Source organism: Youxingia wuxianensis (genome assembly GCF_014385085.1).
Classification (GTDB): Bacteria; Bacillota; Clostridia; order Oscillospirales; family Ruminococcaceae; genus Youxingia; species Youxingia wuxianensis.
Map to the genome: position 1 here is coordinate 134,745 of NZ_JACRTD010000007.1, position 25,354 is coordinate 160,098.

Consider the following 25,354-nt stretch of genomic DNA (forward strand, 5'->3'; position numbering starts at 1 on the left):
AAAAGGGCGGCGGCTTTTTTTATTCCTTAACGATAATAACGCTCTCAAAAGGGGCTAAAGCGTCGTTTTCCATTCTGCCAAAAAGAATAGTTCCGCTACGAAACTCCGCCGGCAGGATAGGAGAAACCGGATGATCTGTGCGGTTGACAGCAGCATAAAAGCGCGTCTTCCCGCACACCCGGCAGAAGGCTGCCGCTTCCCCGGTAAAATATACCGGGATATACTCCCCGCTGGAAAGACCGGGATATTCCGTACGGATTTTTCCAAGGGAGCGCAGCGCCTGGAGCAGTTCCTGATCCTCCCGGCCCCAAGGATAGCAAGTGCGGTTAAAGGGATCCTTATATCCGTATAATCCCGCCTCATCCCCATAATAAAGACAGGGAATACCAGGCAGCATATACTGGATTACCGAAGCCAGAATAAACAGCCGTTTCCCCATCTGATAGCGCTCAGGGGACAGCGTGTTGTGCTGCGCCTGCCATTCCCGATTGTTCTGATCAACAGGATCTCCGATCAGAGCGGTAATAGCCCGCTCGGTGTCATGGGTTGACAGAGAGGTCATCAGCACCTCCAGCACCGGTTTGGGATAGTGCTCCAAAATATCCATAATTCCGTAAAACAATTGGTTGACGTCCCCATAGCGCAGGTAAGAAAGGATAGCGTTTTTCCAGGGGTAATTCATCACCGTATCCAGCTGACGGCCTTGCAGATACCGGCGGCGCACCCCGTAGCTGATTTTTACCGAGGCGTCCTCCCACACTTCGCCGATCACAGCGTAATCTGGGTTTTCCTCCTTCACCGATCGGGTAATCTCATCTAAAAAGCTGTCGGGAAGCTCGTCCGCTACGTCCAAACGATATCCGCTGGCGCCTGCCCGGAGCCACTTTTTAAGCACCCCTTGTTCTGCGCAGATAAAATCCACATAGGAAGGCTCATGCTCGTTTACATCCGGCAGAGTTTCAAATCCCCACCAGGAGCGATACTTGCAAGGATAATCAATAAAGTCATACCACTTCCGGAAAGGACTGTTAGGGTCGTTATACGCCCCGCCGTTCCCATAACGCCTATTCTTATTAAAATAAACGCTGTCGCTGCCTGTATGATTGAACACCCCATCCAGAACAATATGGATTCCTAATTCCCGGGCTTTTCCGCAAAGCTCCCGGAAGTCCTCCTCCGTCCCCAAAAGCGGATCAATTTTATTATAATCCGCCGTATCGTACCGGTGATTGGAGTGAGCCTCAAAAATCGGGTTCAGGTAGATGGTGCCGACCCCCAGACTCTTTAAGTAATCCAGCTTGGAAGCAATCCCCTTCAGGTCGCCCCCAAAATAATCTGAATTGGTGATTTTTCCTTCCTGATTGGGGCGATAGTGGGGCCATTCATACCAGTCCTGATGAATCACCCGGTCAGGGGGGACATTTTCCTTGGGAACGCCGCTGCTGCAAAAACGATCGGGAAAAATCTGATACATAATCCCCCCGGTTAAAACCTGCGGCGCTTTCATTTCAGCGTCATATACACTTAGCTGCCACATGCCGTCCCCCTGGAAATCCATTTTGGCAAACCCGCCTTCGTCCCGAAAAACACAAACCGTCTGCCCGGCAGAAACCACCTCAAACCGATAAAAATACAGTTGAGGCTCCTGGGGGGTGAAGGTACAGGTATAACTGTGATACACCCCGTCGCTTTTTTCATATTCCATGGAGATTCTCTCAGGCTGATCCCATACATCTACCTTGTACATCAAAAGGACGGGGCGCCCCACCCGGCCAAGAATGGGAAACAAAATACGGAAAGTAACGGTTTCCCCTGCTTTTACCGCTCCAAAAGGAGATTTATGAAATATGTCACGGCTGTCAAATAGTACCGCGTCCAAAATAAAATCACTCACAATCTAATACATTTTCAAAAAATCAGCGGGCAAAACCATTGTTTGCCCGCTGTCAGCGCTACAGTGTGAAAAGCGTTATAACTGCATTCCCCAAATATTGCGGGCATATTCCATAATCGCCCGATCGGCACAGAAATAACCGGATTTAGCGATATTTATCAGGGACATCTTTTGCCATTTCATTCTATCCTCATATACCTTAGAGGCTTTGTTTTGGATAGCGCGGTAGGAGTCAAAATCCGCCAGAACCATATAATGGTCGTCATACCGCAAATTGTTGGCGATATCAGGGAAGGTCTGCCCTTGAATACCGCAAGAAAGCATATCGATCATCCGTTTAATTTCACGGTTTTTATTATAATAATCCGTTGGACGATATCCTTTTTCCCGCAGATGCGCCACCTCCGGGGCGGTCATGCCAAAATAGAAAATATTATTTTCCCCTACCAGTTCTCCGATTTCCACATTAGCTCCGTCCAGGGTTCCCACCGTCACCGCGCCGCTGAGCATCAATTTCATGTTGCCGGTACCGGAAGCCTCCGTACCTGCCAAGGAAATCTGCTGGGAAATCTCACTGGCGGGCATGAGAAGTTCAGAGATGGTCACGCTGTAGTTTTCCAAAAAGACGATCCGCAGCTTTTCCCGGACAGACGGATCCTTTTCAATCATATCCCGCAAGGTACAGATGAACTTAATAATCTGTTTGGCCAAAAAATATCCTGGGGCGGCTTTGGCCCCGAAAATGTAGGTTTTTGGAATAAACGGCTCGTTGGGATGATCCTTGAGATAAAGATACTGAGAAAGAATATGCAAGGCGTTTAAATGCTGGCGTTTGTACTCATGGAGCCGCTTGACCTGCACATCAAAAATAGAATCCAAATTGACCTTGACCCCGCTGGTCTGCTCAATATAATTGGACAGGCGAAGCTTGTTTTCCTGCTTTACTTGGGCAAGCCGGGTCAGCACAGCGCTGTCGTCCGCAAACTTTTCCAACTCTTCCATCCGGGAAAGATCCTTTAGCCAGCCGTCCCCGATGGTATCGTTAAGAAGATTGGTAAGTCCTGGATTGGACTGATACAGCCAGCGCCGGGAGGCAATTCCATTGGTGACATTTTTGAATTTTTTCGGAGTCAGAAGATAATAATCGTGGAAAACGCTGTCTTTGATAATTTGAGAATGGAGCTTAGATACTCCGTTAACGCTCTGAGAAGCGATGACCGATAGATTTGCCATGCGCACCTGGTAATCATAAATAATACGCATCCGGTCGATATCATAATTGTCGTATCGGCGATCTTTTAAGGTGTCAACGAACCGCCGGTCGATTTCACAAACGATCTGATAGATACGGGGAAGCAGATTGCGGAAAATATCTACGTTCCATTTTTCCAACGCCTCGCTCATAACTGTATGGTTGGTGTAGGCAAAGGTACGGGTAACAATATCCCAGGCTTTTTCCCAGGAATAGCCGCAGTCATCCAGCAAAACCCGCATCAATTCAGGAATTGCCAGAGCCGGATGGGTATCGTTTATCTGCACCGCGTTTTTCTGAGCGAAATTATCCAGCGTACCGTAGGTGGTGATATGCCGGCGGATAATGTCTGAAATAGAAGCGGACACCAAAAAATACTGCTGTTTTAAGCGCAGTACCTTTCCTTCCGTATGGTTGTCGTTAGGGTACAGCACCTTGCTGATGGCTTCGGACATCGCCGACTGTCCGATGGCGTTGACATAATCCCCCCGGTTAAAACTTTCCATATCAAAACCGGGACTTTGCGCTTTCCATAAACGCAGAACAGCCACGCCCTCGCTGTCATAGCCGGAGACGTACATATCATAGGGCACGGCGGTCACGGTGGTATATTCTACATGGTTGGTCCAATGATGCCCGGCCTCCCATCCTTCCTCAATGCGTCCGCCGAACTTGATCGCTACGCTGCGGTCGGGTTTCATCTTGATCCATACATTTCCCCCAGGAAGCCAGTAATCGGGGGTTTCTGTCTGCCAGCCATCGATAATCCGCTGTTTAAAGATCCCATATTCATAAAGGATGGAATATCCCATAGCGGGCAGTTCCTGGGTAGCCATCGCATCCAGATAGCAGGCGGCTAAACGTCCCAGTCCGCCGTTGCCCAGCCCGGCGTCCGGCTCCAGCTGGTACATGCGCTGGATATCAATCCCCAGTTGTTCCATGGCGGCCTGCGCCTCTTTGTGAATTTCCAGGTTGTAAAGACTGTTTTTTAAAGAGCGCCCCATCAGAAATTCCATGCTGATGTAATAGATGCGTTTTTTTGCTTGCGCGTTATGATGGGCGGAAAATACTTTTTGTTTTTCTGCGAGGATTTCCCGAACCACCAAACAAAGGGCCTGATAATACGCTTCATCTGAGGCGTGTTCCGGATCAATGCCCATATCGTTATTCATAGTATCCAAAATCAAGTTTTTCAAAACTTCTGTGGTATATTGCTTCTTACTATTCATTATGTTCCTCCTGCCAGGCAGTAGATATATGTAAAGATACACTATTCTTAAATTAGCCTGTATTAAATTATAACTTAATTATGCCCCCTGCGCAAGTAAATTAACGATACAGCAAATGTAAAACCCTCTGGGAAAAAATTGAGAGAAACTCTTTTTTAATAGGGGAAAATGTATTATACTATATATTATATGGGAAACAGACAGAGAGGTCCCAAAAAAGAGAATGTACAGACGGGTTGCGCCGTCTTATGAATATAGGAGGAAAAAATGAACAAGGTAAGAATTAGTATTAATGGAGTGCATTATACGATCTCTACGCCGGAAAGCGAAGAATATGTCCTTTCTCTGGCGCAGGAACTGGATGGACAGATCAAAGAAATTGTCGAAAAAAATTCCAATATTTCGTTTAACGACGTTATGGTATTATGCGCCATGAATTATGTGGACGCATATAAACGCAGCGAGGAAAACGCGGACCGTATGAGAAACCAGATATCAGAATATTTGGAAGACGCGGCCAAGGCGAGAATTGAATTGGACGATGTAAAAAGAGAAAACGCCAATTTGAAAAAGCAGCTTGAGGCGAAAAATACCCAGCATGGAGCATAAAGTCTTGCCGGAGATATTGGCCCCCGCGGGAAGCGCCGAGGCCCTTTACGCAGCGATTGCCTGTGGGGCAGATGCGGTCTATTTGGGAATTGACGTGCTTAACGCCCGCCGGGGGGCGGAAAATTTCACTGCCGAAAATTTAAGACAGACGGTTGCAAACGCTCATATTAAGGGGGTTAAAGTATATTTAACCCTTAATATTGTCGTACTGGAAAATGAGATTTCCCAGCTAATGGATACCGTCAAATTGGCCTGTGAGGCGGGCGTGGATGCGGTGATTGTACAGGATCTGGGAGCGGCGGCTCTGATAAAAAAATGCGCCCCCGCCCTTCGAATGCACGCTTCTACCCAGATGGCAGTGCACAACCCTGAGGGGGCCAGGGTACTGGAGGAGCTTGGATTTTCCCGGGTAGTGCTGGCGCGGGAACTGAGTAAAGAGGAGATTGCCGCCGTAGTTCGCTTCACTTCTATGGAAGTGGAAGTGTTTGTTCACGGGGCTCTTTGCATGTGCGTGTCCGGACAATGCTATCTTTCCAGCGTACTGGGGCAGAGAAGCGGAAACCGGGGACTGTGCGCACAGCCCTGCCGCTTGAGCTTTCAATCGGCGGCTACCGACTATGCCCTTTCCCTTAAGGACATGAGTTTAATTGCCCGGGCGAGGGAACTTCAGGAGATTGGCGTGGCCTCCTTAAAAATCGAGGGCCGCATGAAGCGCCCGGAATATGTCGCTGCAGCGGTAACCGCTTGTCGTGACGCCTTGGAAGGAAGACCGGTTGATCTGGAAAGGTTACAATCTGTATTTTCCAGAAGCGGATTTACAGATGGTTATTTTTCTGGCCGTCGGGATTTAACCATGTTTGGTGTCCGGCACAAGCAGGATGTCCTTGCCGCCGCAGGGGTTTTAGGAAAACTGGAAAATCTATACAATGAGCCGAAAAAGCATATTCAGAAGGTAGGCGTGGAGTTCTCCTTTTCCATGCAGGCAGGGAAGGCCGCTTCACTTGAGGTCACCGACCAGGATGGAAATTCGGTATCTGTAGACGGACAGACGCCTGAAATTGCTGTCAATAAACCCACGGATGAGGCGCGGGTGAAAGCCGCCCTGGAAAAAACCGGCGGTACCCCGTACCGGGTGGAAAGTATTCGGATACAGCTCGGAGAGGGGCTGATGATGCCCGTATCCCTTATAAACGCCATGCGCCGGGACGCTTTGGACAGGCTGGACGAGATCAGAGCGAAGCCGAAAACAATACAGTTTACCGACAGGCGGGAGCTGCCTTTGGGCGTATTGCACGCCCAAAGACCCGCTTTGCGGGTGCGCTGCGCGCGCAGCTCCCAGCTATCCCGGTATTTGCTGGAGCAGGCGGAGATGGTAATTCTTCCTGTGCCGGAGATGGAAAAGCTTTGTAAAGCAGAGCCCCTTGTCAGTCGAGAAAATCTGTGCGTAGGGCTACCGCGGATGCTGTTTTCCGGGCAGGAGCAGCTCATTAGCCGGCTGAAAATTTTAAAGGAACAGGGAATTTCCCACGCCTCCGTGGGAAACTTAGGTGCGCTGGCCATTGGAAAGCAGCTGGGGTTTCATTTGCACGGGGAGTGCTTTTTCAATGTGGTCAATTCTTATGGAGCGGACGCCCTGGCCCGTCTTGGCCTGAAAGATTTGGAACTTTCTTTTGAGCTGGGGTTAACAGCGGCCAAGCGCCTGCGCTCCCCCATTCCTTACGGAGTGGCCGTGTATGGACATCTTCCTTTGATGACAGTGCGCAACTGCCCTGTAAAAGCAGCGGTAGGCTGTCAGAGATGCCAGGGGGGAGAAAACAAGCTGACCGACCGCAAGGGCAATGATTTTTTAGTAAACTGCGCCTGGGGATGCAGTGAAATTCTCAACCCGGTACCACTGTTTATGGGGGACCGGATGGAGGAGCTTTCCGGATTGGATTTTGGGGTGCTGCGCTTTACCCAGGAAACGGCACCGGAGTGTGAAAAGATAGTAAAGCTGTACCAAGAAGGCGGGAAGGCGCAGGGCGCGTTTACCCGGGGACTGCTGTATAAAACGATTTATTAGGGGGATGGATATGAAGATAAAATTAGTAAGGGAAAACGCCGCTTTGCCTAAACGGGCCACTGATGGCAGCGCAGGATATGATTTGTGCGCGTGCATTTGCGAACCGGTCGATATTTTGCCAGGCCGTACAGAAAAGTTCCCCACTGGGGTAGCGGTACAGATCACGCCGGGATATGCCGGATTTGTATTCGCCAGGAGCGGGCTTGGGATCAAACATGGGATTGTGCCTGCCAATGCGGTGGGTGTGATTGACAGCGACTACCGGGGAGAGATTATGGTGGGGCTTCATAACCAGTCGGAAGTGGCTTTCACCATCCAGCCAGGGGAAAGAATTGCCCAGCTGGTATTTTTGCCGGTATACACACCGGAATTGGAAGAGTCGGAAGATTTGGAGGATACGGTGCGGGGGGCAGGGGGCTTTGGCTCCACAGGAAAATAAGGAGTCACACAATTGACATAAGCAGGTGTTAGTATGAAAAAAGCGATACTCTTGATATTTTATATTGTTGCGGCTGTAGTAGTAGGGGCGCTGGTAGCGGCCATCGCGGGACAGATTCCTTTTTTGTCCTGGCTTGCGTTTGGAAAAAGCATAGGACTCTCGGTGGACAACCCTATGGTGTTGGACCTGTCGGTGCTCCGCATTGCTTTCGGATTTGAAATCGGAATTACAGTAGCGCATATTTTCTGCTTTATCGGGGCGTTTTTTGCTTACCGGGCCACAGTAAAAGCGTTAAGGATAGGAAGACAGAAGCTTGATGAAGAATAAACTGATATTAGCGTCGGCGTCACCCCGCCGGCAGGAACTGCTAAAACTGATCACAGAGGATTTTATTGTGAAAGTTTCTCATACGCCGGAGAAGCTTCCCCAGGGGATGGAGCCGGATCCGGCAGTAAAGCTGCTGTCCCGGCGCAAGGCGTTGGCGGTAGCGCGGCAAGAGCCCCAGGCGATTGTCATCGGAGCGGATACCGTGGTATCTGTGGACGGAGAAATATTGGGAAAGCCAAAGGGACAGGCGCAGGCGGCCCAAATGCTCCGGCTTCTTTCCGGAAGAACCCACCAGGTGTACACCGGCGTAGCCATTGTCACCCCAGAGGAAGAAATGGTATTTTCCTGCGGTACAGGGGTAGTATTTTCTCCTTTAAGCGAAGAGGAAATCCAATGGTATATCTCTACGGGAGAGCCGTTTGATAAGGCCGGCGGCTATGGAATACAAGGATTTGGCAGCATATTTGTAAGGGAAGTGCAAGGAGACTTTTTTAATGTGATGGGACTTCCGGTGAACCTTTTGTATCACAAATTAAAACCATTGCTGGAGAAAATAAGCGAATAAACTGTAAAAACCTTGGAATGTTAACAAATATTTTGTTGTGTATTTACAGTTTGTGGTATATAATATTCTGGATAATGCGAAAATTCTTAAAATTCTAAGGGGGACGTTGAATGTTTTCGAAAGATATCGGTATCGATCTGGGTACTGCCAATACCCTGATCTTTATGAAAGGGAAAGGAATTATTATGCGGGAGCCATCGGTTGTAGCGGTGGATACCCGAAACGATACAGTACGTTATGTAGGAAAAGAAGCAAAGGAAGTAATCGGAAGAACCCCTGGCTCGATTGTTGCAGTGCGTCCCTTAAAAGATGGAGTAATTGCGGATTTTGATATTACTGCAAGCATGCTTCAGATATTTATAAAAAAAGTATTTAACAATTCGATGCTGGCCCGTCCCCGGGTAATTATCTGTATCCCATCCGGGGTAACGGAAGTAGAGCGCCGCGCAGTAAAAGAAGCCGCTTTTAAAGCGGGCGCGAAACATGTCTCTATTATCGAAGAGCCCATGGCGGCGGCGATCGGCGCAAACCTGCCTGTAGCGGAAGCCACAGGCAGCATGGTGGTGGACATCGGCGGCGGTACCAGCGAAGTGGCAGTCATCTCCCTGGGAGGAATTGTAGCGGCAAAATCGGTCCGGGTAGGCGGGGATGAGCTGGATGTCTCTATTATTCAGTATATTAAAAAGAAATATAATCTTTTGATCGGCGAGCGCACCGCGGAGGATATTAAAATCCAGATTGGTTCCGCTTATCCCTATGAAGGGGAAGGATCTATGAATATTAAGGGCCGCGATCTGATGGACGGCCTACCGAAAAATATAGAGATTACCTCTCTGGAAATCAGAGAAGCATTGGCGGATCCATTGTCCATGGTGCTCGACGCTATCCGCACCACACTGGAGAGGACGCCTCCGGAACTATCGGCGGATATTATTGATCATGGGATAACTCTGACCGGCGGCGGCGCGCTGCTGCGGGGGCTGGGCGAGCTGATTTCAAAAGAAACAGGAATGCCGGTTTATACCGCGGAAAACCCATTGGACTGTGTAGCGATGGGTACCGGTAAGGTATTGGATGACATTGATCGTCTCAGAGAACTTCTCTCTGACGATACCAGTGGAAAATATTGATGTAAACTGAGCAGGGAGAGCGCTTATGCCGCTGGCATTGGGCGGCTCCCCTGTCGTTTTCTAAGGGATAAAACAATTTTTGGGAGGAACGGGCTTGAACAATTTTTTTAAAAGCATTCATTTTAAAATATTGTTGGCTGTGCTGGTTGCGCTCATAGCGTTTATGCTGCGGGCGGCTTGGACCGGCGGGCTTTCTCCTGTCATGTCCCAGATGACCAGCATTTTTGTCACCCCTTTACAGAAGCTGTCCTCCTCCCTTTCGGATTCCGCCAGCGGTTTTTTCCGCCGGTATGCCATGGCGGATGAAATCGCCTTACAAAATGAGCAGCTGCAGCAGCAGATCAACCAGCTGCGGGATCAGTTGGTGGAGTTTGAACAGTACAAGCAAGAGAATGAAAATTTAAAGAAATATTTGGACCTCAAAGAGAAAAATCCAGATTTTGAACTGGAACCGGGAGCGGTAGTGGCCAGAGATCCCAACGACCGCTTTTATTCCTTTACTATAGACATAGGTTCCCTGGACGGGGTTTCCCTGCGCGACCCAGTCATTTGCGACGAGGGCCTGGTGGGAGTTGTCACAGAAGTGGGGCTGAACTATTCCAAGGTTTGGACTATTTTGGATGTGGGCGTGGACGTGGGCGCCTACGATGTGCGCACCAGGGATATCGGGATTGTACAGGGCGCCATCGACCTGGCCGGCCAAGGCCAGTGCAAGCTGGCGTATCTGCCCAGAGAAAGCGGCGCTTCGCCGGGAGATTTGATTGTGACCACCGGCGGCGGCATTTATCCGAAGGATTTAAAAATCGGGGAGATCGTTTCTGTAGATGTGCAGGCAGGAGGAATCTCTTTAAGCGCGGTGATCCAGCCGGTGGCGGATATCCGTACTTTGACCGACGTAATGGTTATCAAGTCCTTCCGGGGCCAGGACGGGGAAATAGCGGAAGCTCTGCCGGAGGAAAATGCCTCTTCCAGCGAAGCCTCTTTTGAGGACGAAATCCAGAGCTCCTCCCAAGATACCATCCAGGACGCTTCCCAGGGCCCCTCTTCTCAAGGGGCCTCTTCAGGTTCTTCGGAGGAGCAGCCATGAACAATAAGAAGTATATTTATGCAGCAAAATATTTTGTTTACTTTTTGGTGATGGTAGGGATGTATGTGCTGCAGACCACCCCCGGGTTTTTAAGCGTATTTGGTACAAAGCCGAACTTTGTCATCCCCGCGGCAATTTGTATCGCCATACTGGAAGGAGAGTTTGTCGGGGGAATTTATGGGGTATTGGGCGGCATATTATGTGATTTCGGCGGATTCATGCTGTTCGGGTTTCATTCGATTATTATGCTGATTGCCTGTGTAATCGCCGGACTGCTGACGATTTATCTTTTGCAGCCGGGAGTAATCAATTACGTACTGCTGGTTTTTGTTACCATGATGGTAAGAGGACTGCTGGAGTTTTTATTGGGATTTGCGGTATGGGGATATGAGCATGTGTGGATGATCCTTGTGTATAATATTTTGCCGGGAGTGATTTATACCGCGGCGGTCTCTCCGCTGATCTTTTATCTGTATCGCTGGCTTGACAGGGAATTTGAATTGCGGGTTCGGACATAGGAGTATGGAATGAAATTATCAAAGGAAAAAATTAGAATCATTATTTTAGCCTTTATTGTTACCTTGGTGCTGCTGATTTTTGCTCTGCAGCTGATGCAGATGCAGGTAGTACATGGAGAAGATTACGAAGCTTTGGTGGAAAAGGGTTGGATGTCCCAACAGATCGTCAAAGCGGCCCGGGGAGAGATTTTGGACCGCAATGGCCGCCCGATGGCAGCAAATGCCATTGGCCGGGATGTGGTGATCGATCAGGCGTTTTTGGAAAAGGGAAGCACCAACGCCATTATTTTAAAACTTATTGACATTATGGAAGAAGCGGGGGAAGAATGGATCGACAATCTTCCCATTACTGACACAGCTCCTTTCCGGTTTAAGGAAGGATATGATGATCAGATTGCTCGGCTCAAAAGCACTTTGGGCGTGGCGGAGTACGCGACGGTAGAAGATGTTGTGTATCATTTAAAGGAGCAGTATCGCCTGGAGGAGATGAACGACGAGGATTTCCGCAAGGTAGCGGGGGTGCGGTATGAAATGCAGAGAAGGGGGTTCGATCTGACTACCCCTTACACCTTCGCTACGGATATTAAGATAGAGACCGTGCCGAAAATTTTGGAGCGCAGCTTTGAGCTGGCGGGCGTAGACGTCATCGAAAGCCCCATTCGGCAGTATGTAAGCGGGGATATCGCCCCGCACATCATTGGACGCACCGGGGCGATCTGGCCGGAGGAATACCAAGAGCTTGCCGGCAAAGGCTATTTAATGAACGACGTGATTGGACGGGAAGGGGCGGAAGCCGCTTTTGAGGAATATCTGCGAGGCAAGGACGGTACCCGGCAGATTTACTTAAACTCCCAAGATGATGTGGTGGATGTGGTGGATGAGCAATTGCCCGTACCGGGCAATACCGTGGTGCTCACCATTGACGCTCAGCTTCAGAAGGTTACCCAGGACGCGATTGCCGCCCAGATCAAGCATTTGAATGAAACCTACCAGGAAGGAGAGGGCAAGGAAGCCAACGCGGGAGCGGCCGCAGTGGTTAACTGCAAAACCGGAGAAATTTTAGCTCTGGCCACCTATCCATCCTATAATCTGGCTACTTTCCAGGAGGACTATCAGACGCTGGCAACAGACGAGCTGTATCCAATGTGGAACCGGGCGCTGTTGGGACAATACGCTCCCGGCTCCACCTTTAAGCCTTGCGTGGCCTTGGGGGCGCTCAACGAGGGGATCATCACCGCCTCGGATACAGTCAACTGTCAGGGAGTATATACCTTTTATCAAGGATATTCCCCCCGATGCCTGGATTTTCACGGGAATATTAATGTAATTAACGCATTGCGCCACTCGTGCAATATCTTCTTTTATGATGTGGGGCGCAGGCTGGGAATCGATAAGATCGATGGGTACGCTGCTATGCTGGGTATGGGACAGCCCACCGGCATAGAGCTTCAAGAAGCCGTCGGACAGGTGTCCTCTCCTGCACTCAAGGAAGCCCGCAGGGAAAAATGGCAGGCGGGCGATGTGCTCCAGGCATCCATCGGGCAGATGGAAACCCTGCTCACCCCGCTGCAGATGGCAAATTATGCGGCGACTCTTGCTAATAACGGCAAACGAATGAAGCTGACCATTGTAAAAGCCATCAAATCCTATTCCTTTGATGAAACGATTATGGAACACGAACCGGAAGTGGTGGAAGTGGTGGATGCGTCCCCAGAAGCGTTCGCTACTGTGCGGGAAGGCATGGTTGCCGTGTCCCGAATCGGTTCGGCCAGGGCTACCTTCGGTGGGGATTATCCCATGAACGTAGCGTCCAAAACCGGTACGCCGGAAACGTTGGCGGAACCTAACTCCACCTTTATCTGTTATGCTCCGGCGGAAGATCCGGAACTGGCGGTGGCGGTGGTGATTGAAAAAGGGTGGCATGGCTATACCGGCGCGCCGGTAGCCAAGGCGGTATTCGATCAGTATTTCTTCTCTTCCGGCAGCAAATCTTCCTCCTCGCCGGAATATGATACGTTAATTCAGTAAAAAAAATTCCTATGAAAGGAGGCGCGGCATGGCGCAGGTTATTTTAATCACTTCTGGCAAGGGTGGTACCGGAAAATCGGTAGTCTGCGCTTATTTGGGGGCTGCGTTGGCAAAACAGGAAAAAAAGGTGCTTTTGATCGAGGGGACCCACCGCTCTCTGGATGTGATGTTTGGAATTGCCGACCGGGTGGTGTATGACCTGTCGGATGCCGCAGCGGGAAGATGTGAGCTTACGGATGCGGTATTTCCTTGCGGTGAACGGGAAAATCTCCATTTGATCTGCGCGCCGGTAGGCCGGGAGTTCTCCTGTGACGCCTCTACCTGGAAAGAAATTTTAAAAGCTCTGGACGGGCATTTCGACTTTATCCTGGTGGAAGCGGATGGGACCAAAGAACAGTTAGAACAGTTATTCGCGCCTACAGCGGATCGAGCAGTGATTGTGTCTACGCCTGATCAAATCAGTGCCCGAGCGGGACGCATCGTCTCGGATAAATTGTTCGGAGCGGGAATTAAAGACATCCGTTTATGTGTCAATATGCTGGGGCAGGATTTTGCAAAAAAGCGCCCTATTCCCCATTTGGACTGGCTGATTGACAATATTTGCGCCCAGCTGATTGCCGTCGTTCCCCTGGATCATTCTATTATGGATGGGATATCGACGGAAAACCCGTTAAATATGGCAAATGTGACTAAAAGTGTATTTGACAATTTTGCACAAAGAATTATGGGTAACTATATTGATTTATTGGTTAGATAAGTGCTATAATAGATAACGAGGTTTTGTACTCACTTAGATGAGGGAGGATTGCTAATGAACATAGCGCTCATAGCACACGATTCTAAAAAAGAGCTGATGGTTCAGTTCTGTATCGCTTATTGCGGTATTTTCAGCAGACATAATATATGCGCTACGGGAACCACTGGTAAGTTAGTGGCAGAGGCAACAGGCCTGGAAGTATTTCGTTTTTTAGGCGGGTCCCAGGGAGGAGATCAGCAGATCGCCGCCCGGATTGCCTGCAATGAAATAGATTTATTGTTGTTTTTCCGTGATCCGATTAAAGCGAACCCCGGCGAGCCGGACGAGGCGGGCCTGCTTCGTTTGTGCGACGTGCATAATATCCCGGTGGCAACAAATATCGCCACTGCGGAAGCTCTTATCCACGCGTTAGAACGGGGAGATTTGGATTGGCGTAATATTGTAAATCCCAGCCATTAAAAAGCAGTTTTATATTTGAAAAAGGCGTTATGAGTCAGGAGCAGTACCTGTAAATTGGCGAACAGAGAGGGTATCGTAGGCTGAGAGAGACCCCCGCCGCAAGGTTTGCAGAGAAGGACGTCTGGCCAGCCCGCTGCGAGAAACAGCGCGCTCCCTGCGTTAACGGGTTTAAAGCGAAACACACTGCAAAACGGATGTGTGTTTAAACCAGGGTGGCACCGCGTGGAAAATCCTCGTCCCTTGTACCGATACGGTATATAGAGACGAGGTTTTATCATTTTTTGTTGCTTTTTTTAAAAAAACCAGGTATGATCGGTGAAGAATAGATAAATGATTGAAATTAATATAAGGAGTTGGCAACATGGCAATCATCACAAATGCCCCTAGAGGCACCCAGGATACTCTGCCGTCCCAAAGCTATAAGTGGCAGCATATAGAGCAGACTGCTCTGGACACGGCAAGACTGTTTGGATTCCGGGAGATCCGCACCCCCACCTTTGAGCACACCGAACTGTTTGCCCGTTCGGTAGGGGACACCACCGACGTGGTCCAAAAAGAAATGTACACCTTTGAAGATAAAGGCAACCGTTCTATCACCCTGCGCCCGGAGGGAACGGCAGGCGTTTTGAGGGCGGCTTTGCAAAATGGGCTGTTAAACGACGCCCTGCCTGTAAAGGCCAGCTATCTGATCAGCTGCTTTCGCTATGAAAAGCCTCAGGCGGGACGCCTCAGGGAGTTTCATCAGTTTGGCGTGGAGATGCTGGGAAGCGCTTCCCCGGTCGCGGACGCCCAGGTAATCGCCGTGGCTAAAAGTATTTTTGATACCCTGGGAGTGACCGGCCTGCGCCTGGAGATCAACTCCATTGGATGCCCTGCGTGCCGGGCGAAATATCATCAAGCTTTAAAGGAATATTTTTATTCCCACCAGGAAGACTTGTGCGACACCTGCAAAGACCGGCTGGAGAAAAACCCCATGCGCATTTTGGACTGCAAGAGTCCGGTTTGTGCGGAAATCGCAAAAAACGCCCCGGTGGTGCTGGATTATATTTGCGATGACTGCAAGGTTCATTTTGAAAGCCTTCAGTCCAATCTGGACGCTATGGGAATAGAGTATGTGGTCAACCCTACTATTGTTAGAGGATTGGACTATTATACCCGTACGGTGTTTGAGTTTGTGGCCACCGGAATCGGCGCCCAAGGCACTGTATGCGGGGGCGGACGGTATGATGGGCTGATTAAAATGCTGGGCGGCCCGGACACCCCGGCCATTGGTTTTGCTATGGGGCTGGAGCGGCTGCTGCTGGTAATGGAGCAGTGCGGCTGTGAATTTCCGCCGGAAATGGGCTGTACAATGTATATCGGCAGCATGGGCCCAAAAGCTGCGCTGAAAGCGGTTGAGTTGTGCGCCGCCCTGCGGGAGGAAGGTTTCTATGGGGAGTGCGACACAGTAGGACGCAGCGTGAAGGCGCAGATGAAGTATGCGGATAAATTGGGAGCGAAATTCAGCTGCATCATCGGAGAAGATGAACTTGCGCAGAACAAAGCGAAGATTAAGAATATGAAAACGGGAGAGACTCAGGAAGTCTCTCTGGACAGCGAATCTTTTGTGGATTTTATCTACGGCGGCACCATCGACGAGATGGTGGACTATACTGACGGGCTGATCGATTTGAAAATTAGCCAGATGAACTTACAGAAGAAGGGTGAAGAAGATGAGTGAAACAATGAAGGGACTGAAAAGAACCAAATACTGCGGGCAGTTTACCGCTGAGGATATTGGAAAAGAGGTTACTGTTGCAGGGTGGGTACAGAAAACCCGTGATTTGGGCAACCTGGTGTTTATTGATTTAAGGGACCGCAGCGGAATTGTTCAGCTGGCATTTGACGACGGCACCGATCGGGAGGTGTTTGAAAAAGCTGCTGGAGCCCGGGCGGAATTTGTTCTGATGGCAAAAGGGGAGGTTCGCCGCAGGGAATCTGTCAATAAGGAGATCCCTACCGGAGAAGTGGAAGTATACGTCAGCGACCTGCGGGTGCTGGCCAAATCCCAAACGCCGCCTTTTGAGATTACGGACCAAACCAATGTAAAAGAAGAGCTGCGGTTAAAATACCGCTATCTTGACCTGCGCCGGGGCGAGATGCAGCAGAGTATTATCCTGCGTCATAAAATCGCCAAGGTAGCCAGGGACTATTTCGATGAAAACGGCTTTTTGGAGATTGAAACTCCTGTGCTGATCAAATCTACCCCGGAAGGGGCCCGGGACTATCTGGTGCCCAGCCGGGTGCATCCAGGCAGTTTTTATGCCCTGCCCCAGTCGCCCCAGCTGTATAAGCAGCTGTTGATGCTTTCCGGTTACGACCGGTATATGCAGATTGCCCGCTGTTTCCGGGACGAGGATCTGCGGGCGGACCGTCAGCCGGAATTTACCCAGATTGACCTTGAAATGTCCTTTGTGGAAGAAGAGGATGTAATGAGCGTCAACGAAGGGTTTATTGTCCGTGTATTTAAGGAAGTGCTGGGAGTGGATGTGAGCGCCCCGTTTCTGCGCATGCCTTACGAGGAGGCGATGAACCGGTTCGGTTCGGACAAGCCGGATACCCGGTTCGGGCTGGAGCTTACGGATCTGTCCGATTTGCTTGAAAATTGTGAATTTAAGGTGTTTAAGGGCGCCTTGGAGACCGGCAGCGTCCGGGCGATCAACGTAAAAGGAGCGGCCCATCAGCTTTCCAGAAAAGAAATTGACAAGCTGACCGATTTTGTCAAAACGTACCGGGCAAAAGGATTGGCGTTTACAAGAATTACGGAGGAAGCGGAATCTTCCTCTTATGAAAAGTTCCTTTCCCAAGAGGAAAAGGAGGCGATTCGCCAGCGTATGGATGCCCAGGTGGGCGACGTAATTTTAGTAGTGGCCGATCCCAGCAATCAGGTGGTGTACGACAGCCTGGGGGCATTGAGAGTGGAATTGGCGGGACGTTTGGGCCTGATTAAGAAAGGAACGTATAATTTCTTATGGGTGACCCAGTTTCCGCTATTTGAATACAGCGAAGAGGAAGAGCGGTTTGTAGCCAAACATCATCCGTTTACCTGCCCGGCGCTGGAAGATTTAGACAGAATCGAAAGCGATCCGGCAGGCTGTCACGCCCGGGCGTACGATATGGTGCTTAACGGCTGCGAGGTAGGCGGCGGCTCAATCCGTATCAACACACCGGACTTGCAGGAGAGAATGTTCCGGGCGCTGGGGTTGGATGAAGCCACTGCCAACGAGCGGTTCGGGTTCCTGCTGGAAGCGTTTAAATACGGCGCGCCGCCTCATGGCGGCATGGCTTACGGGCTGGACCGTCTGGTGATGCTGATGCTGGAAAAAGACTCCATCCGGGATGTGATCGCCTTCCCCAAGGTGCAGAACGCCAGTGAATTAATGAGCCAGTGCCCGGCGCAAGTGGACGAAAAGAGTCTGAAGGATTTAAGCATTAAGATTGATATTCAGGAATAGTTTTTTTAAAACCATCGGAGGACAGGCGTTTACGCCTGTCCTCCGGCCTTGCTTTTATATGAGAAAAATGTGATTTGAGTTTGGAGCATAAAAGAGAAAATATGAGAAAATGAAAGAAAACAGAAGAAATGAATTTGTAGATTAATTTTTTAGGAAAAAACTGTTGACAAACTATTTTTTGTACTATATAATACAAGTTGTCGTCATGCGAGATATATTATCTTGTTATAAATTAAAGCCAGATTTGGAGGAAATACGGTATGTCTACTACAATGCCAAAAGCCGGCCAGATTACCCGTAAGTGGTATATTCTTGATGCTGCTGGCAAACCGCTGGGTCGTACAGCCGCTACTGCCGCTGTGATCCTGCGCGGAAAACATAAACCAACCTTTGCGCCCCATGTGGATTGCGGTGACCATGTAATCATCATCAACGCGGAACAAGCAGTTCTGACCGGGAAGAAACTGGATCAGAAAATGTATCGCCATCACACCGGATGGGTTGGCGGCCTCAGAGAGGTAAAGTACAGCAAATTGATGCAGGAAAATCCGGAAAAAGCGATGATGCTTGCTGTAAAAGGTATGATCCCTGACACAGTGATCGGCCGTCATGCTTTGACCAGAGTCCGTATCTATCGCGGTGCGGAACATAACCATGCGGCTCAAAAGCCCCAGGCATGGACACTGTAAGGAAAGGGGAATTTTAAATGTACGAATCTAAGCCTTATTTTTATGGCACAGGCAGAAGAAAACATTCTGTATCCAGAGTAAGACTTTATCCCGGTACTGGTTCTATCACCATCAACGGCCGTGATATTGACGATTACTTCGGACTTGAAACCTTAAAGTTGATCGTTCGTCAACCGCTGAACCTTACAGATACCGTAGGGAAGTTTGACGTTGTATGTACGGTTTCCGGCGGCGGTGTTTCCGGCCAGGCCGGCGCTATCCGTCATGGTATCTCCAGAGCCCTTCTTCAGAATGGGGATGAGATGCGCCCGATCCTGAAAAAAGCCGGGTTCCTCACTCGTGACCCACGTATGAAAGAGCGTAAAAAGTACGGTCTCAAGGCAGCACGTCGTGCACCTCAGTTCAGCAAGAGATAATCTGCTGTTCAAACCGTATCAAAATGGTTCAAAAACCCCGGAAAATCAAGGTTTTCCGGGGTTTTACTGTATCTAAACGGGCTGATATGGTTTGACCAAATTTGGCAAATCAAGAGCCGTTTTCACCCAATTTTTAGTGGTTAAATATAGGACAACCGGCAAAAATGGGGGTAAAAAAAGGGGTTAGTGGTTAAATTATAGGACAACCGAGAGCCGATTTTGGGGGTGTTTTTCGTCCCTCCTTTCCCTCGTTTTGGGCTGTGGCAGTTTGACATAGTTTGACCTAATTTGAATAATTGAATATGAATTTGATATAGCACTCAGTATAAAATGACTGGGTGCTTTTTTCATTTCAGGAACTCGTATTCCGGCGATAGAAAGAGCCGTCACTTCACTTTTTATTTTGGAGTGGCGGCTTTTTCTATTTCCAGAAGCAACAGCAACAATTAGAAATGAGGTGAAGTCAATGAACACGCAAATCATTGCCATTGCCAACCAGAAGGGCGGCGTTGGCAAAACCACTACCTGTGCCAATCTTGGAATCGGTTTGGCGCAGGCTGGAAAGAAAGTCCTGCTGATCGACGGAGACCCGCAAGGTAGCCTGACGATCAGCCTGGGCAATCCTCAGCCGGACAAGCTGCCCTTTACCCTGTCCGACGCGATGGGCCGTATCCTGATGGACGAGCCGCTGCGCCCCGGCGAGGGTATCCTGCACCACCCAGAGGGTGTAGACCTGATGCCTGCGGACATCCAGTTATCCGGTATGGAGGTATCCCTGGTAAATGCCATGAGCCGTGAGACTATCTTGCGGCAATATCTGGACACGCTGAAGGGGCAATACTCCCATATTCTCATCGACTGCCAGCCCTCCCTGGGGATGCTCACAGTCAATGCGCTGGCCGCTGCGAACAGGATCATAATTCCCGTTCAGGCGGAGTATCTGTCCGCCAAAGGGCTGGAACAGCTGCTCTCCACGGTAAACAAGGTAAAGCGGCAGATCAACCCCAAGCTCCAGATAGACGGTATCCTGCTGACGATGGTTGACAGCCGAACCAACTTTGCCAAAGAGATCTCCGCACTTTTGCGAGAGACCTATGGCAGCAAGATCAAAGTATTCGGCACAGAGATTCCCCATTCTGTCCGGGCAAAGGAAATCAGCGCAGAGGGAAAAAGCATTTTTGCCCATGACCCCGGCGGCAAGGTGGCAGAGGGCTACAAAAATCTGACGAAGGAGGTGTTGAAACTTGAAAAGCAGCGCGAAAAAAATAGAGCTGGCCTCGGTAGATGATCTGTTCTCCACCGAAGAAGGCCGCCAGGATGCAAAGCTGGAAAAGATTCAGGAAATTCCGTTGTCTGAACTGCATCCGTTCAAGAACCACCCATTCAAAGTCAAGGATGACGAAGCAATGATGGAGACCGCTGACAGTATCAAGCAGTATGGCGTTCTGGTTCCGGCCATTGCCCGACCGGACCCGGAGGGTGGCTATGAGCTGGTAGCCGGACACAGGCGGCACAGAGCCAGTGAGCTGGCAGAAAAGGAGACTATGCCGGTCATTGTTCGGGATTTGGATGATGATGCCGCCACGATTATTATGGTTGACAGCAACTTGCAGCGAGAAAGCCTTCTTCCAAGCGAAAGAGCATTTGCTTATAAAATGAAGCTAGATGCCATTAAGCACCAAGGAGCCAGGACGGATTTAACTTCGGCCCAAGTTGGGCCGAAGTTGACTGCGGCAGAAAAAATCGCGGAGAACAGTCCAGATAGCAAATCACAGATTAAGAGATTTATCCGTCTGACAGAGCTGATTCCTGAATTGATGGATATGGTGGATGAAAAGAAGATCGCCCTGAACCCTGCCTATGAGCTGTCCTTTCTTAAAAAAGAGGAACAGGTAGACCTGCTGGACGCGATGGACAGCGAACAGGCTACCCCTTCCCTTTCCCAAGCCCAGCGGCTCAAGAAATACAGTCAGGAGGGGCATCTGACCCTCGATATGATGCGCGTCATCATGGGTGAGGAAAAGAAAAGCGATCTGGATCGAGTGACATTTACCTCTGACACCTTGCGGAAGTATTTCCCCAAAAGCTATACGCCCCAGCGGATGCAGGAAACCATCATCAAGCTACTGGAGGCATGGCAGAAAAAGCGTCAGAGAGACCAGGAACGATGAAAGGAGCCGCCTATGAGGGATATTTCAGCCCGTGAGCTGAAAGGACACAACATTCTCGCCGTAGAGAGGTTTTGGGATAATACCCGCTGGATGATCGAGTTTTCCGTCCTGCGTCCCAGCACTGCTTACGGCAGCCCCGGAGATGAAATGCGGTTGTTTTTGACTGAGGACGGGTATCAGGCCGCCCTGCAAAGCCAGCAGCGCCGGGAGATCAAGATCAAGCGTTACGCTCGTGTGATTGAGGGACATATCCTCGATTTCAAACCGGGAAAACGCCGCCGCTCATAAACCCATACAACGAAAGGAAAGGAATGACTATGTGTACGGTAAAGGAAATTCAAGAAGCAATCCGGGAAGATTGCAAATCTCAGCATGACATGGATTCAACGGATATTGACCGCGTGATGCAAACACTTCCTTTCGCCCAGGAGGAGCCATTTACAGAGGCGCGTCCCCAAAAGCCGCTGTTTTGGTTCTATGCAAGAAAATTTGAAAAGCGTTGAACACCGCAATTCTTTGAAATGAGGATTGCGGTTTTTTGTACCCAAAATTCGGAAGGAGTGAGGTCGATGGCCGTTTTTCGCATTGAACGGACCCGTGATTATACCGTGATGAGCAATCATCATTTACGAAATGCAAACCTGTCGTTAAAAGCCAAGGGGCTGCTTTCCATGATGCTGTCGCTGCCGGAGGATTGGAATTACACCACCCGTGGCCTTGCAAAGATCTGTAAGGAGGGCGTGGATGCCATAGGTGCTGCCCTGCGTGAACTGGAAGGAGCCGGATATATCGTGCGCCATCAGAGACGCGATAAAAGTGGGCGGATCACAGATACCGAGTATGTCATCTATGAACAGCCCCAGCCAGATATGTCCCAGCCGGATACGGCTTCACCAGATACGGAAAACCCGGATATGGTAAAACCGGATATGGTAAAACCGGATACGGAAAAGCCCGCAGAATTAAATATAGAGAAATCAAATACAGAAAAATCAATTACTTATGGATCAAGTACCGATTCCATTCCCTTCCGGGAAACAGCGGCGGCAAGACCGCCGGAACGGAAAGGAAGGGATGCGATGTCTGTCACAGAGATAGAAAATTATCGGGAGTTGATTTTGGAGAATATCGAGTATGACTGCTTGAAGCAGCGTTATCCTCTCTACCTGGATGACCTGAATGAGATCGTAGAGCTGTTGGTTGAAACGGTCTGTGCCAAACGAAAGACTACCCGGATCTCTGGGGCAGACTTCCCTCACGAGATCGTGCGTTCCCGTTTTTTGAAACTGGACAGCTCCCACATCGAGTTTGTCATGGACTGTCTGCAAAAGAATACCACCCAGGTACGCAACATGAAGCAGTACCTGCTTGCAGTGCTGTTCAATGCGCCTACCACCATGAACAATCACTTCACTTCATTGGTCAACCACGATATGCACGCAGGCGGCTGGTAAAGGCCGCCTTTTATCATGCCAAAGGAGGCACGACATGAACCAGATGGAAATTTTCAAAAACCCGGAGTTTGGCAGTATCCGGGTCATCGAAGAAAACGGCAAATACCTGTTCTGCGGAACGGATGTGGCTGGCGCTTTGGGGTACAGCAATCCCCGCGATGCAATTATCCGCCATTGTAGGTATGTCGTGAAACGCGACGCACCTCACCCACAAAGCCCTGACCGCAAAATCAGTATGACTTTTATCCCCGAAGGAGATTTGTACCGCCTAATCGTTCACAGCAAATTGCCATCGGCAGAACGGTTTGAACGGTGGGTGTTCGATGAGGTCCTGCCTACCATTCGTAAGCACGGGGCCTATCTCACAAAAGAGAAGCTGTGGGAGGTAGCTACTTCCCCGGAGGCTCTGATGAAGCTCTGCTCAGACTTGTTGGCTGAGCGTGAAGCGAATATTTCTCTGCGTAAGGAAAATGCACAGCTGGAGGGCAAAGCCGCTTTCTATGACCTGTTCATCGACTTAAAACACAGCACCAATCTCAGGACTACCGCCAAAGAGTTGGATGTTCCGGAGCGCCGGTTTGTCCGGTTTCTGATAGAACGGCGGTTTGTGTACCGCACGGCATCCGGCAATGTGCTGCCTTATGCCAATGTGAAAAATGCGGGGCTGTTTTGCGTCAAAGACTACTGCAATCACGGTCATACCGGTTCTTACACGCTGGTTACGCCCCAGGGCAAGCTCTACTTTGCCCAGCTGCGGGAGATGATCTTGCTGGTCTCATAAGAACGGAAAGGAAGTGGGTTTTATGCAGGAAAGCAAAACAATCGGTCAGCTGATGGAGGAAATGCGCCAGAAAGCCGGGGCGCAGAACTACCACGGCCATGACTACATGGATCTCCAGCGATTTGCGGAGAACACACGGCACATGATTATTTTTGATGTGCTGACGCATGATTCCCCGGTGGGCTGGAAAGGAGAACGGACCCGCCTGTTTTTGTCAGATATAGGCTATGAAAAAGCTCTGGACAGTCAGGCAAAGGGGCAGATCAAGATTCTCAGCCATGCAAAGGTCAGAAATGGAGATTTGTTTTATGACCACAAAGAACAGATACGATAGGAGGAATCTGATATGAATGAGGAAAAGAAAGTACCCTTCAAGTGGGAATATGGGGAAGAAACCATATCACTGCAACTTGGGATGTATGCGAATAATCAGCGGCTTTATATCGGCATGATTACCCATACAGAAGATGGAGCGGAGCCGTTTGCAGATATGACGGTGAACCTTCCGGGGTATTCCCTGGACCCCGGAGAGGCGTTTATTTCCGGTGACATCAGCAAGGACTTGCTGCGATTCATCAAAGAGAACAAATTGGGGAAAGTGCTTCCCTACCAGGTGCAATCCGGTTATGGGAAATATTCTGCCGTTGCCTTTGATTTGGAGAAATTGAAGGCATTTGATCCCAAAGGTGTGGCGGAGTTTCGGAAAGAGTGGAATCTGCCGGATAAGAAGCCGGTAAAGAAAAAGAGCCGCGGGATGGAGCGATGAAGAAATATCTTCTCCGGCGGCTGGTGGTCCCGCCTTAGAAAGAAATGCACCACCCCTGCACATTTTGTGGAAAGGAGGCGATGAAAATGCAGGAAGAAGTGGAAAACAGGACTTTAACGCTGGTTGTCAGCGGAACAAAGTTCACCGGTCGGTTGCTTAAAGCCGCCATCAGCAAGTACCTTGCCCACTGCAAGGAAAAGAAGCTGCAAAAGCAGAGAAGCCGTGACGCTCCTGTGACACCCCACGGCAAACAGACCGTCAAGCAGCTCATTGGTCAAAATCAGGGGATCTCCAATATCGAGATCACAGACCCCTCCATCAAGGAATTTGAGAAGATCGCCCGGAAATATGGTGTGGATTATGCGGTGAAGAAAGACCGCAGCAGCTCCCCGCCCAAGTACCTGATCTTTTTCAAAGGCCGTGACGCCGATGCGCTGACCGCTGCATTTACCGAGTACACCAGCAAAAAGGTCAAGAAGGCCGAGAAAACGGAACGCCCGTCTGTGCTGGCAAAACTCAGTCAGTTCAAAGAGATGGTCAAAAATGCCGTGGTGGACCGCACCAAGCGAAAGGAGCTGGAACGATGAAAAAGCAGTTTGACATCAAAAAGCTCGTTTTGCTGAACCTGCCTTATCTTTTGATGGGGCTGTTTGCCACGAACTTCGGGGAAGCGTGGCGGCTGGCTCAGGGGGCAAATGCTTCGGAGAAATTCCTTTCCCTGTTTGCTGTCCTGCCTGGGGCGCTGCAAAGTTTCTGGCCCAGCTTGCACCCGTTGGATCTTTTGGTGGGGCTATGCTGCGGAGCTGGCCTGCGTCTGGCGGTGTACCTCAAAAGTAAAAACGCCAAGAAGTATCGGCATGGACTGGAGTATGGCTCTGCCCGTTGGGGAACCCGTGAGGATATTGCTCCCTACATCGACCCGGTATTTCAGAACAATGTGATTCTGACGAAAACCGAGAGCCTGACCATGAATAGCCGCCCCAAGGACCCCAAGACCGCCAGAAACAAAAATGTGCTGGTGATCGGCGGCTCCGGTTCCGGTAAGACCCGCTTCTGGCTCAAACCGAATCTGATGCAGATGCACAGTTCTTATGTGGTCACAGACCCCAATGGTAATTTACAATAAGGATAAAGGGAGCGCGCACCCTCAAGAAAGGAGGTTACACCCCATGAAGAAACAGCCGGACAAGGGAAAAATCACAGCCCTGTACGAGCGTCTTTCCCATG

The 25,354-nt window shown here is 49.9% G+C and carries 26 protein-coding genes and 1 pseudogene; 25 read left to right on the top strand and 2 right to left on the bottom strand.

Annotated elements, in window-relative coordinates:
• Positions 1 to 19 precede the first annotated feature (19 nt).
• A complete protein-coding gene (locus H8705_RS10595; protein WP_262395750.1) occupies positions 20 to 1,894 on the bottom strand; it encodes a glycoside hydrolase family 13 protein in 1,875 nt (624 codons plus the stop codon).
• Between the two features lie 75 nt (positions 1,895 to 1,969).
• Entirely contained in the window at positions 1,970 to 4,375 is a 2,406-nt protein-coding gene (locus tag H8705_RS10600) for a glycogen/starch/alpha-glucan phosphorylase (RefSeq protein WP_262395751.1), read from the bottom strand.
• 267 nt (positions 4,376 to 4,642) lie between these two features.
• On the opposite strand from H8705_RS10600, the gene H8705_RS10605 reads away from it, so the two are divergent.
• The 25 genes and pseudogenes from H8705_RS10605 to H8705_RS10725 all read left to right on the top strand — a co-directional run.
• Positions 4,643 to 4,984 (top strand): cell division protein ZapA, encoded by a 342-nt coding sequence (locus H8705_RS10605; protein WP_262395752.1) that lies wholly within the window; start codon positions 4,643 to 4,645, stop codon positions 4,982 to 4,984.
• Entirely contained in the window at positions 4,974 to 7,046 is a 2,073-nt protein-coding gene (locus H8705_RS10610; RefSeq protein WP_262395753.1) for a peptidase U32 family protein, read from the top strand. The genes H8705_RS10605 and H8705_RS10610 overlap by 11 nt, the downstream gene beginning before the upstream one ends.
• Positions 7,047 to 7,050: 4 nt before the next feature.
• Complete coding sequence (gene dut / locus H8705_RS10615) at positions 7,051 to 7,485, top strand: dUTP diphosphatase (protein WP_262395754.1); 435 nt, start codon at positions 7,051 to 7,053, stop codon at positions 7,483 to 7,485.
• Positions 7,486 to 7,518: 33 nt separating this feature from the next.
• Positions 7,519 to 7,812, top strand: coding sequence for a DUF4321 domain-containing protein (locus H8705_RS10620; protein WP_262395755.1), 294 nt, complete (start codon positions 7,519 to 7,521; stop codon positions 7,810 to 7,812).
• Entirely contained in the window at positions 7,802 to 8,377 is a 576-nt protein-coding gene (locus tag H8705_RS10625; protein ID WP_262395777.1) for a Maf family protein, read from the top strand. Before H8705_RS10620 ends, H8705_RS10625 begins: the two co-directional genes overlap by 11 nt.
• A gap of 110 nt (positions 8,378 to 8,487) precedes the next feature.
• The gene (locus H8705_RS10630) at positions 8,488 to 9,507 is read left to right on the top strand and encodes a rod shape-determining protein (protein ID WP_262395757.1); all 1,020 of its coding nucleotides are present in this window, start codon (positions 8,488 to 8,490) and stop codon (positions 9,505 to 9,507) included.
• Between the two features lie 94 nt (positions 9,508 to 9,601).
• Positions 9,602 to 10,594 (top strand): rod shape-determining protein MreC, encoded by a 993-nt coding sequence (mreC, locus tag H8705_RS10635; RefSeq protein ID WP_262395758.1) that lies wholly within the window; start codon positions 9,602 to 9,604, stop codon positions 10,592 to 10,594.
• Positions 10,591 to 11,112: a hypothetical protein gene (locus H8705_RS10640; RefSeq protein WP_262395759.1), complete on the top strand. Its 522-nt coding sequence runs from the start codon at positions 10,591 to 10,593 to the stop codon at positions 11,110 to 11,112. The genes mreC and H8705_RS10640 overlap by 4 nt, the downstream gene beginning before the upstream one ends.
• A 9-nt stretch (positions 11,113 to 11,121) precedes the next feature.
• Positions 11,122 to 13,140 carry a penicillin-binding transpeptidase domain-containing protein gene (locus H8705_RS10645; RefSeq protein ID WP_262395760.1) on the top strand — a complete coding sequence of 673 codons (2,019 nt, stop codon included), beginning with the start codon at positions 11,122 to 11,124 and terminating at the stop codon, positions 13,138 to 13,140.
• Positions 13,141 to 13,168: 28 nt separating this feature from the next.
• Entirely contained in the window at positions 13,169 to 13,897 is a 729-nt protein-coding gene (locus H8705_RS10650; RefSeq protein WP_262395761.1) for a nucleotide-binding protein, read from the top strand.
• Positions 13,898 to 13,951: 54 nt separating this feature from the next.
• Entirely contained in the window at positions 13,952 to 14,356 is a 405-nt protein-coding gene (mgsA, locus tag H8705_RS10655) for a methylglyoxal synthase (RefSeq protein ID WP_262395762.1), read from the top strand.
• 361 nt (positions 14,357 to 14,717) lie between these two features.
• Positions 14,718 to 16,076, top strand: a complete 1,359-nt coding sequence (gene hisS, locus H8705_RS10660) for a histidine--tRNA ligase (RefSeq protein WP_262395763.1) — start codon at positions 14,718 to 14,720, stop codon at positions 16,074 to 16,076.
• Complete coding sequence (gene aspS, locus H8705_RS10665; RefSeq protein ID WP_262395764.1) at positions 16,069 to 17,850, top strand: aspartate--tRNA ligase; 1,782 nt, start codon at positions 16,069 to 16,071, stop codon at positions 17,848 to 17,850. Before hisS ends, aspS begins: the two co-directional genes overlap by 8 nt.
• 260 nt (positions 17,851 to 18,110) lie before the next feature.
• Positions 18,111 to 18,539: a 50S ribosomal protein L13 gene (gene rplM, locus H8705_RS10670; protein WP_262395765.1), complete on the top strand. Its 429-nt coding sequence runs from the start codon at positions 18,111 to 18,113 to the stop codon at positions 18,537 to 18,539.
• Between the two features lie 17 nt (positions 18,540 to 18,556).
• On the top strand, positions 18,557 to 18,955 hold the full coding sequence (gene rpsI, locus H8705_RS10675; protein ID WP_262395766.1) for a 30S ribosomal protein S9: 399 nt from the start codon (positions 18,557 to 18,559) through the stop codon (positions 18,953 to 18,955).
• Between the two features lie 466 nt (positions 18,956 to 19,421).
• Positions 19,422 to 20,243: a ParA family protein gene (locus H8705_RS10680; RefSeq protein WP_062807365.1), complete on the top strand. Its 822-nt coding sequence runs from the start codon at positions 19,422 to 19,424 to the stop codon at positions 20,241 to 20,243.
• Positions 20,200 to 21,126 carry a ParB/RepB/Spo0J family partition protein gene (locus tag H8705_RS10685; RefSeq protein ID WP_062807364.1) on the top strand — a complete coding sequence of 309 codons (927 nt, stop codon included), beginning with the start codon at positions 20,200 to 20,202 and terminating at the stop codon, positions 21,124 to 21,126. The genes H8705_RS10680 and H8705_RS10685 overlap by 44 nt, the downstream gene beginning before the upstream one ends.
• A 12-nt stretch (positions 21,127 to 21,138) precedes the next feature.
• On the top strand, positions 21,139 to 21,414 hold the full coding sequence (locus tag H8705_RS10690) for a DUF5720 family protein (protein ID WP_006775625.1): 276 nt from the start codon (positions 21,139 to 21,141) through the stop codon (positions 21,412 to 21,414).
• A 29-nt stretch (positions 21,415 to 21,443) separates the two neighbouring features.
• Entirely contained in the window at positions 21,444 to 21,629 is a 186-nt protein-coding gene (locus H8705_RS10695) for a hypothetical protein (RefSeq protein WP_008982210.1), read from the top strand.
• A gap of 66 nt (positions 21,630 to 21,695) precedes the next feature.
• Entirely contained in the window at positions 21,696 to 22,580 is an 885-nt protein-coding gene (locus tag H8705_RS10700; RefSeq protein WP_262395767.1) for a DUF6017 domain-containing protein, read from the top strand.
• A gap of 34 nt (positions 22,581 to 22,614) precedes the next feature.
• Positions 22,615 to 23,361 (top strand): BRO family protein, encoded by a 747-nt coding sequence (locus H8705_RS10705; RefSeq protein ID WP_062807363.1) that lies wholly within the window; start codon positions 22,615 to 22,617, stop codon positions 23,359 to 23,361.
• A gap of 22 nt (positions 23,362 to 23,383) precedes the next feature.
• The gene (locus tag H8705_RS10710) at positions 23,384 to 23,695 is read left to right on the top strand and encodes a DUF5720 family protein (protein ID WP_062807362.1); all 312 of its coding nucleotides are present in this window, start codon (positions 23,384 to 23,386) and stop codon (positions 23,693 to 23,695) included.
• Between the two features lie 12 nt (positions 23,696 to 23,707).
• A complete protein-coding gene (locus H8705_RS10715; RefSeq protein ID WP_057571461.1) occupies positions 23,708 to 24,127 on the top strand; it encodes a DUF4313 domain-containing protein in 420 nt (139 codons plus the stop codon).
• A gap of 86 nt (positions 24,128 to 24,213) precedes the next feature.
• The gene (locus H8705_RS10720) at positions 24,214 to 24,714 is read left to right on the top strand and encodes a PcfB family protein (RefSeq protein ID WP_062807361.1); all 501 of its coding nucleotides are present in this window, start codon (positions 24,214 to 24,216) and stop codon (positions 24,712 to 24,714) included.
• Positions 24,711 to 25,247, top strand: a pseudogene (locus tag H8705_RS10725) (type IV secretory system conjugative DNA transfer family protein); the annotation flags it as partial. The gene H8705_RS10720 and the pseudogene H8705_RS10725, both read left to right, overlap by 4 nt.
• Between the last annotated feature and the right edge of the window lie 107 nt (positions 25,248 to 25,354).

Coding starts and splice junctions, on each gene's coding strand:
- H8705_RS10600 (WP_262395751.1), bottom strand. CDS start 4,375: ATGAATAGTAAGAAGCAATATACCACAGAAGTTTTGAAAAACTTGATT.
- H8705_RS10605 (WP_262395752.1), top strand. CDS start 4,643: ATGAACAAGGTAAGAATTAGTATTAATGGAGTGCATTATACGATCTCT.
- H8705_RS10610 (WP_262395753.1), top strand. CDS start 4,974: ATGGAGCATAAAGTCTTGCCGGAGATATTGGCCCCCGCGGGAAGCGCC.
- dut (WP_262395754.1), top strand. CDS start 7,051: ATGGATATGAAGATAAAATTAGTAAGGGAAAACGCCGCTTTGCCTAAA.
- H8705_RS10620 (WP_262395755.1), top strand. CDS start 7,519: ATGAAAAAAGCGATACTCTTGATATTTTATATTGTTGCGGCTGTAGTA.
- H8705_RS10625 (WP_262395777.1), top strand. CDS start 7,802: ATGAAGAATAAACTGATATTAGCGTCGGCGTCACCCCGCCGGCAGGAA.
- H8705_RS10630 (WP_262395757.1), top strand. CDS start 8,488: ATGTTTTCGAAAGATATCGGTATCGATCTGGGTACTGCCAATACCCTG.
- H8705_RS10640 (WP_262395759.1), top strand. CDS start 10,591: ATGAACAATAAGAAGTATATTTATGCAGCAAAATATTTTGTTTACTTT.
- H8705_RS10645 (WP_262395760.1), top strand. CDS start 11,122: ATGAAATTATCAAAGGAAAAAATTAGAATCATTATTTTAGCCTTTATT.
- H8705_RS10650 (WP_262395761.1), top strand. CDS start 13,169: ATGGCGCAGGTTATTTTAATCACTTCTGGCAAGGGTGGTACCGGAAAA.
- mgsA (WP_262395762.1), top strand. CDS start 13,952: ATGAACATAGCGCTCATAGCACACGATTCTAAAAAAGAGCTGATGGTT.
- hisS (WP_262395763.1), top strand. CDS start 14,718: ATGGCAATCATCACAAATGCCCCTAGAGGCACCCAGGATACTCTGCCG.
- aspS (WP_262395764.1), top strand. CDS start 16,069: ATGAGTGAAACAATGAAGGGACTGAAAAGAACCAAATACTGCGGGCAG.
- rplM (WP_262395765.1), top strand. CDS start 18,111: ATGTCTACTACAATGCCAAAAGCCGGCCAGATTACCCGTAAGTGGTAT.
- rpsI (WP_262395766.1), top strand. CDS start 18,557: ATGTACGAATCTAAGCCTTATTTTTATGGCACAGGCAGAAGAAAACAT.
- H8705_RS10680 (WP_062807365.1), top strand. CDS start 19,422: ATGAACACGCAAATCATTGCCATTGCCAACCAGAAGGGCGGCGTTGGC.
- H8705_RS10690 (WP_006775625.1), top strand. CDS start 21,139: ATGAGGGATATTTCAGCCCGTGAGCTGAAAGGACACAACATTCTCGCC.
- H8705_RS10695 (WP_008982210.1), top strand. CDS start 21,444: ATGTGTACGGTAAAGGAAATTCAAGAAGCAATCCGGGAAGATTGCAAA.
- H8705_RS10700 (WP_262395767.1), top strand. CDS start 21,696: ATGGCCGTTTTTCGCATTGAACGGACCCGTGATTATACCGTGATGAGC.
- H8705_RS10705 (WP_062807363.1), top strand. CDS start 22,615: ATGAACCAGATGGAAATTTTCAAAAACCCGGAGTTTGGCAGTATCCGG.
- H8705_RS10710 (WP_062807362.1), top strand. CDS start 23,384: ATGCAGGAAAGCAAAACAATCGGTCAGCTGATGGAGGAAATGCGCCAG.
- H8705_RS10715 (WP_057571461.1), top strand. CDS start 23,708: ATGAATGAGGAAAAGAAAGTACCCTTCAAGTGGGAATATGGGGAAGAA.
- H8705_RS10720 (WP_062807361.1), top strand. CDS start 24,214: ATGCAGGAAGAAGTGGAAAACAGGACTTTAACGCTGGTTGTCAGCGGA.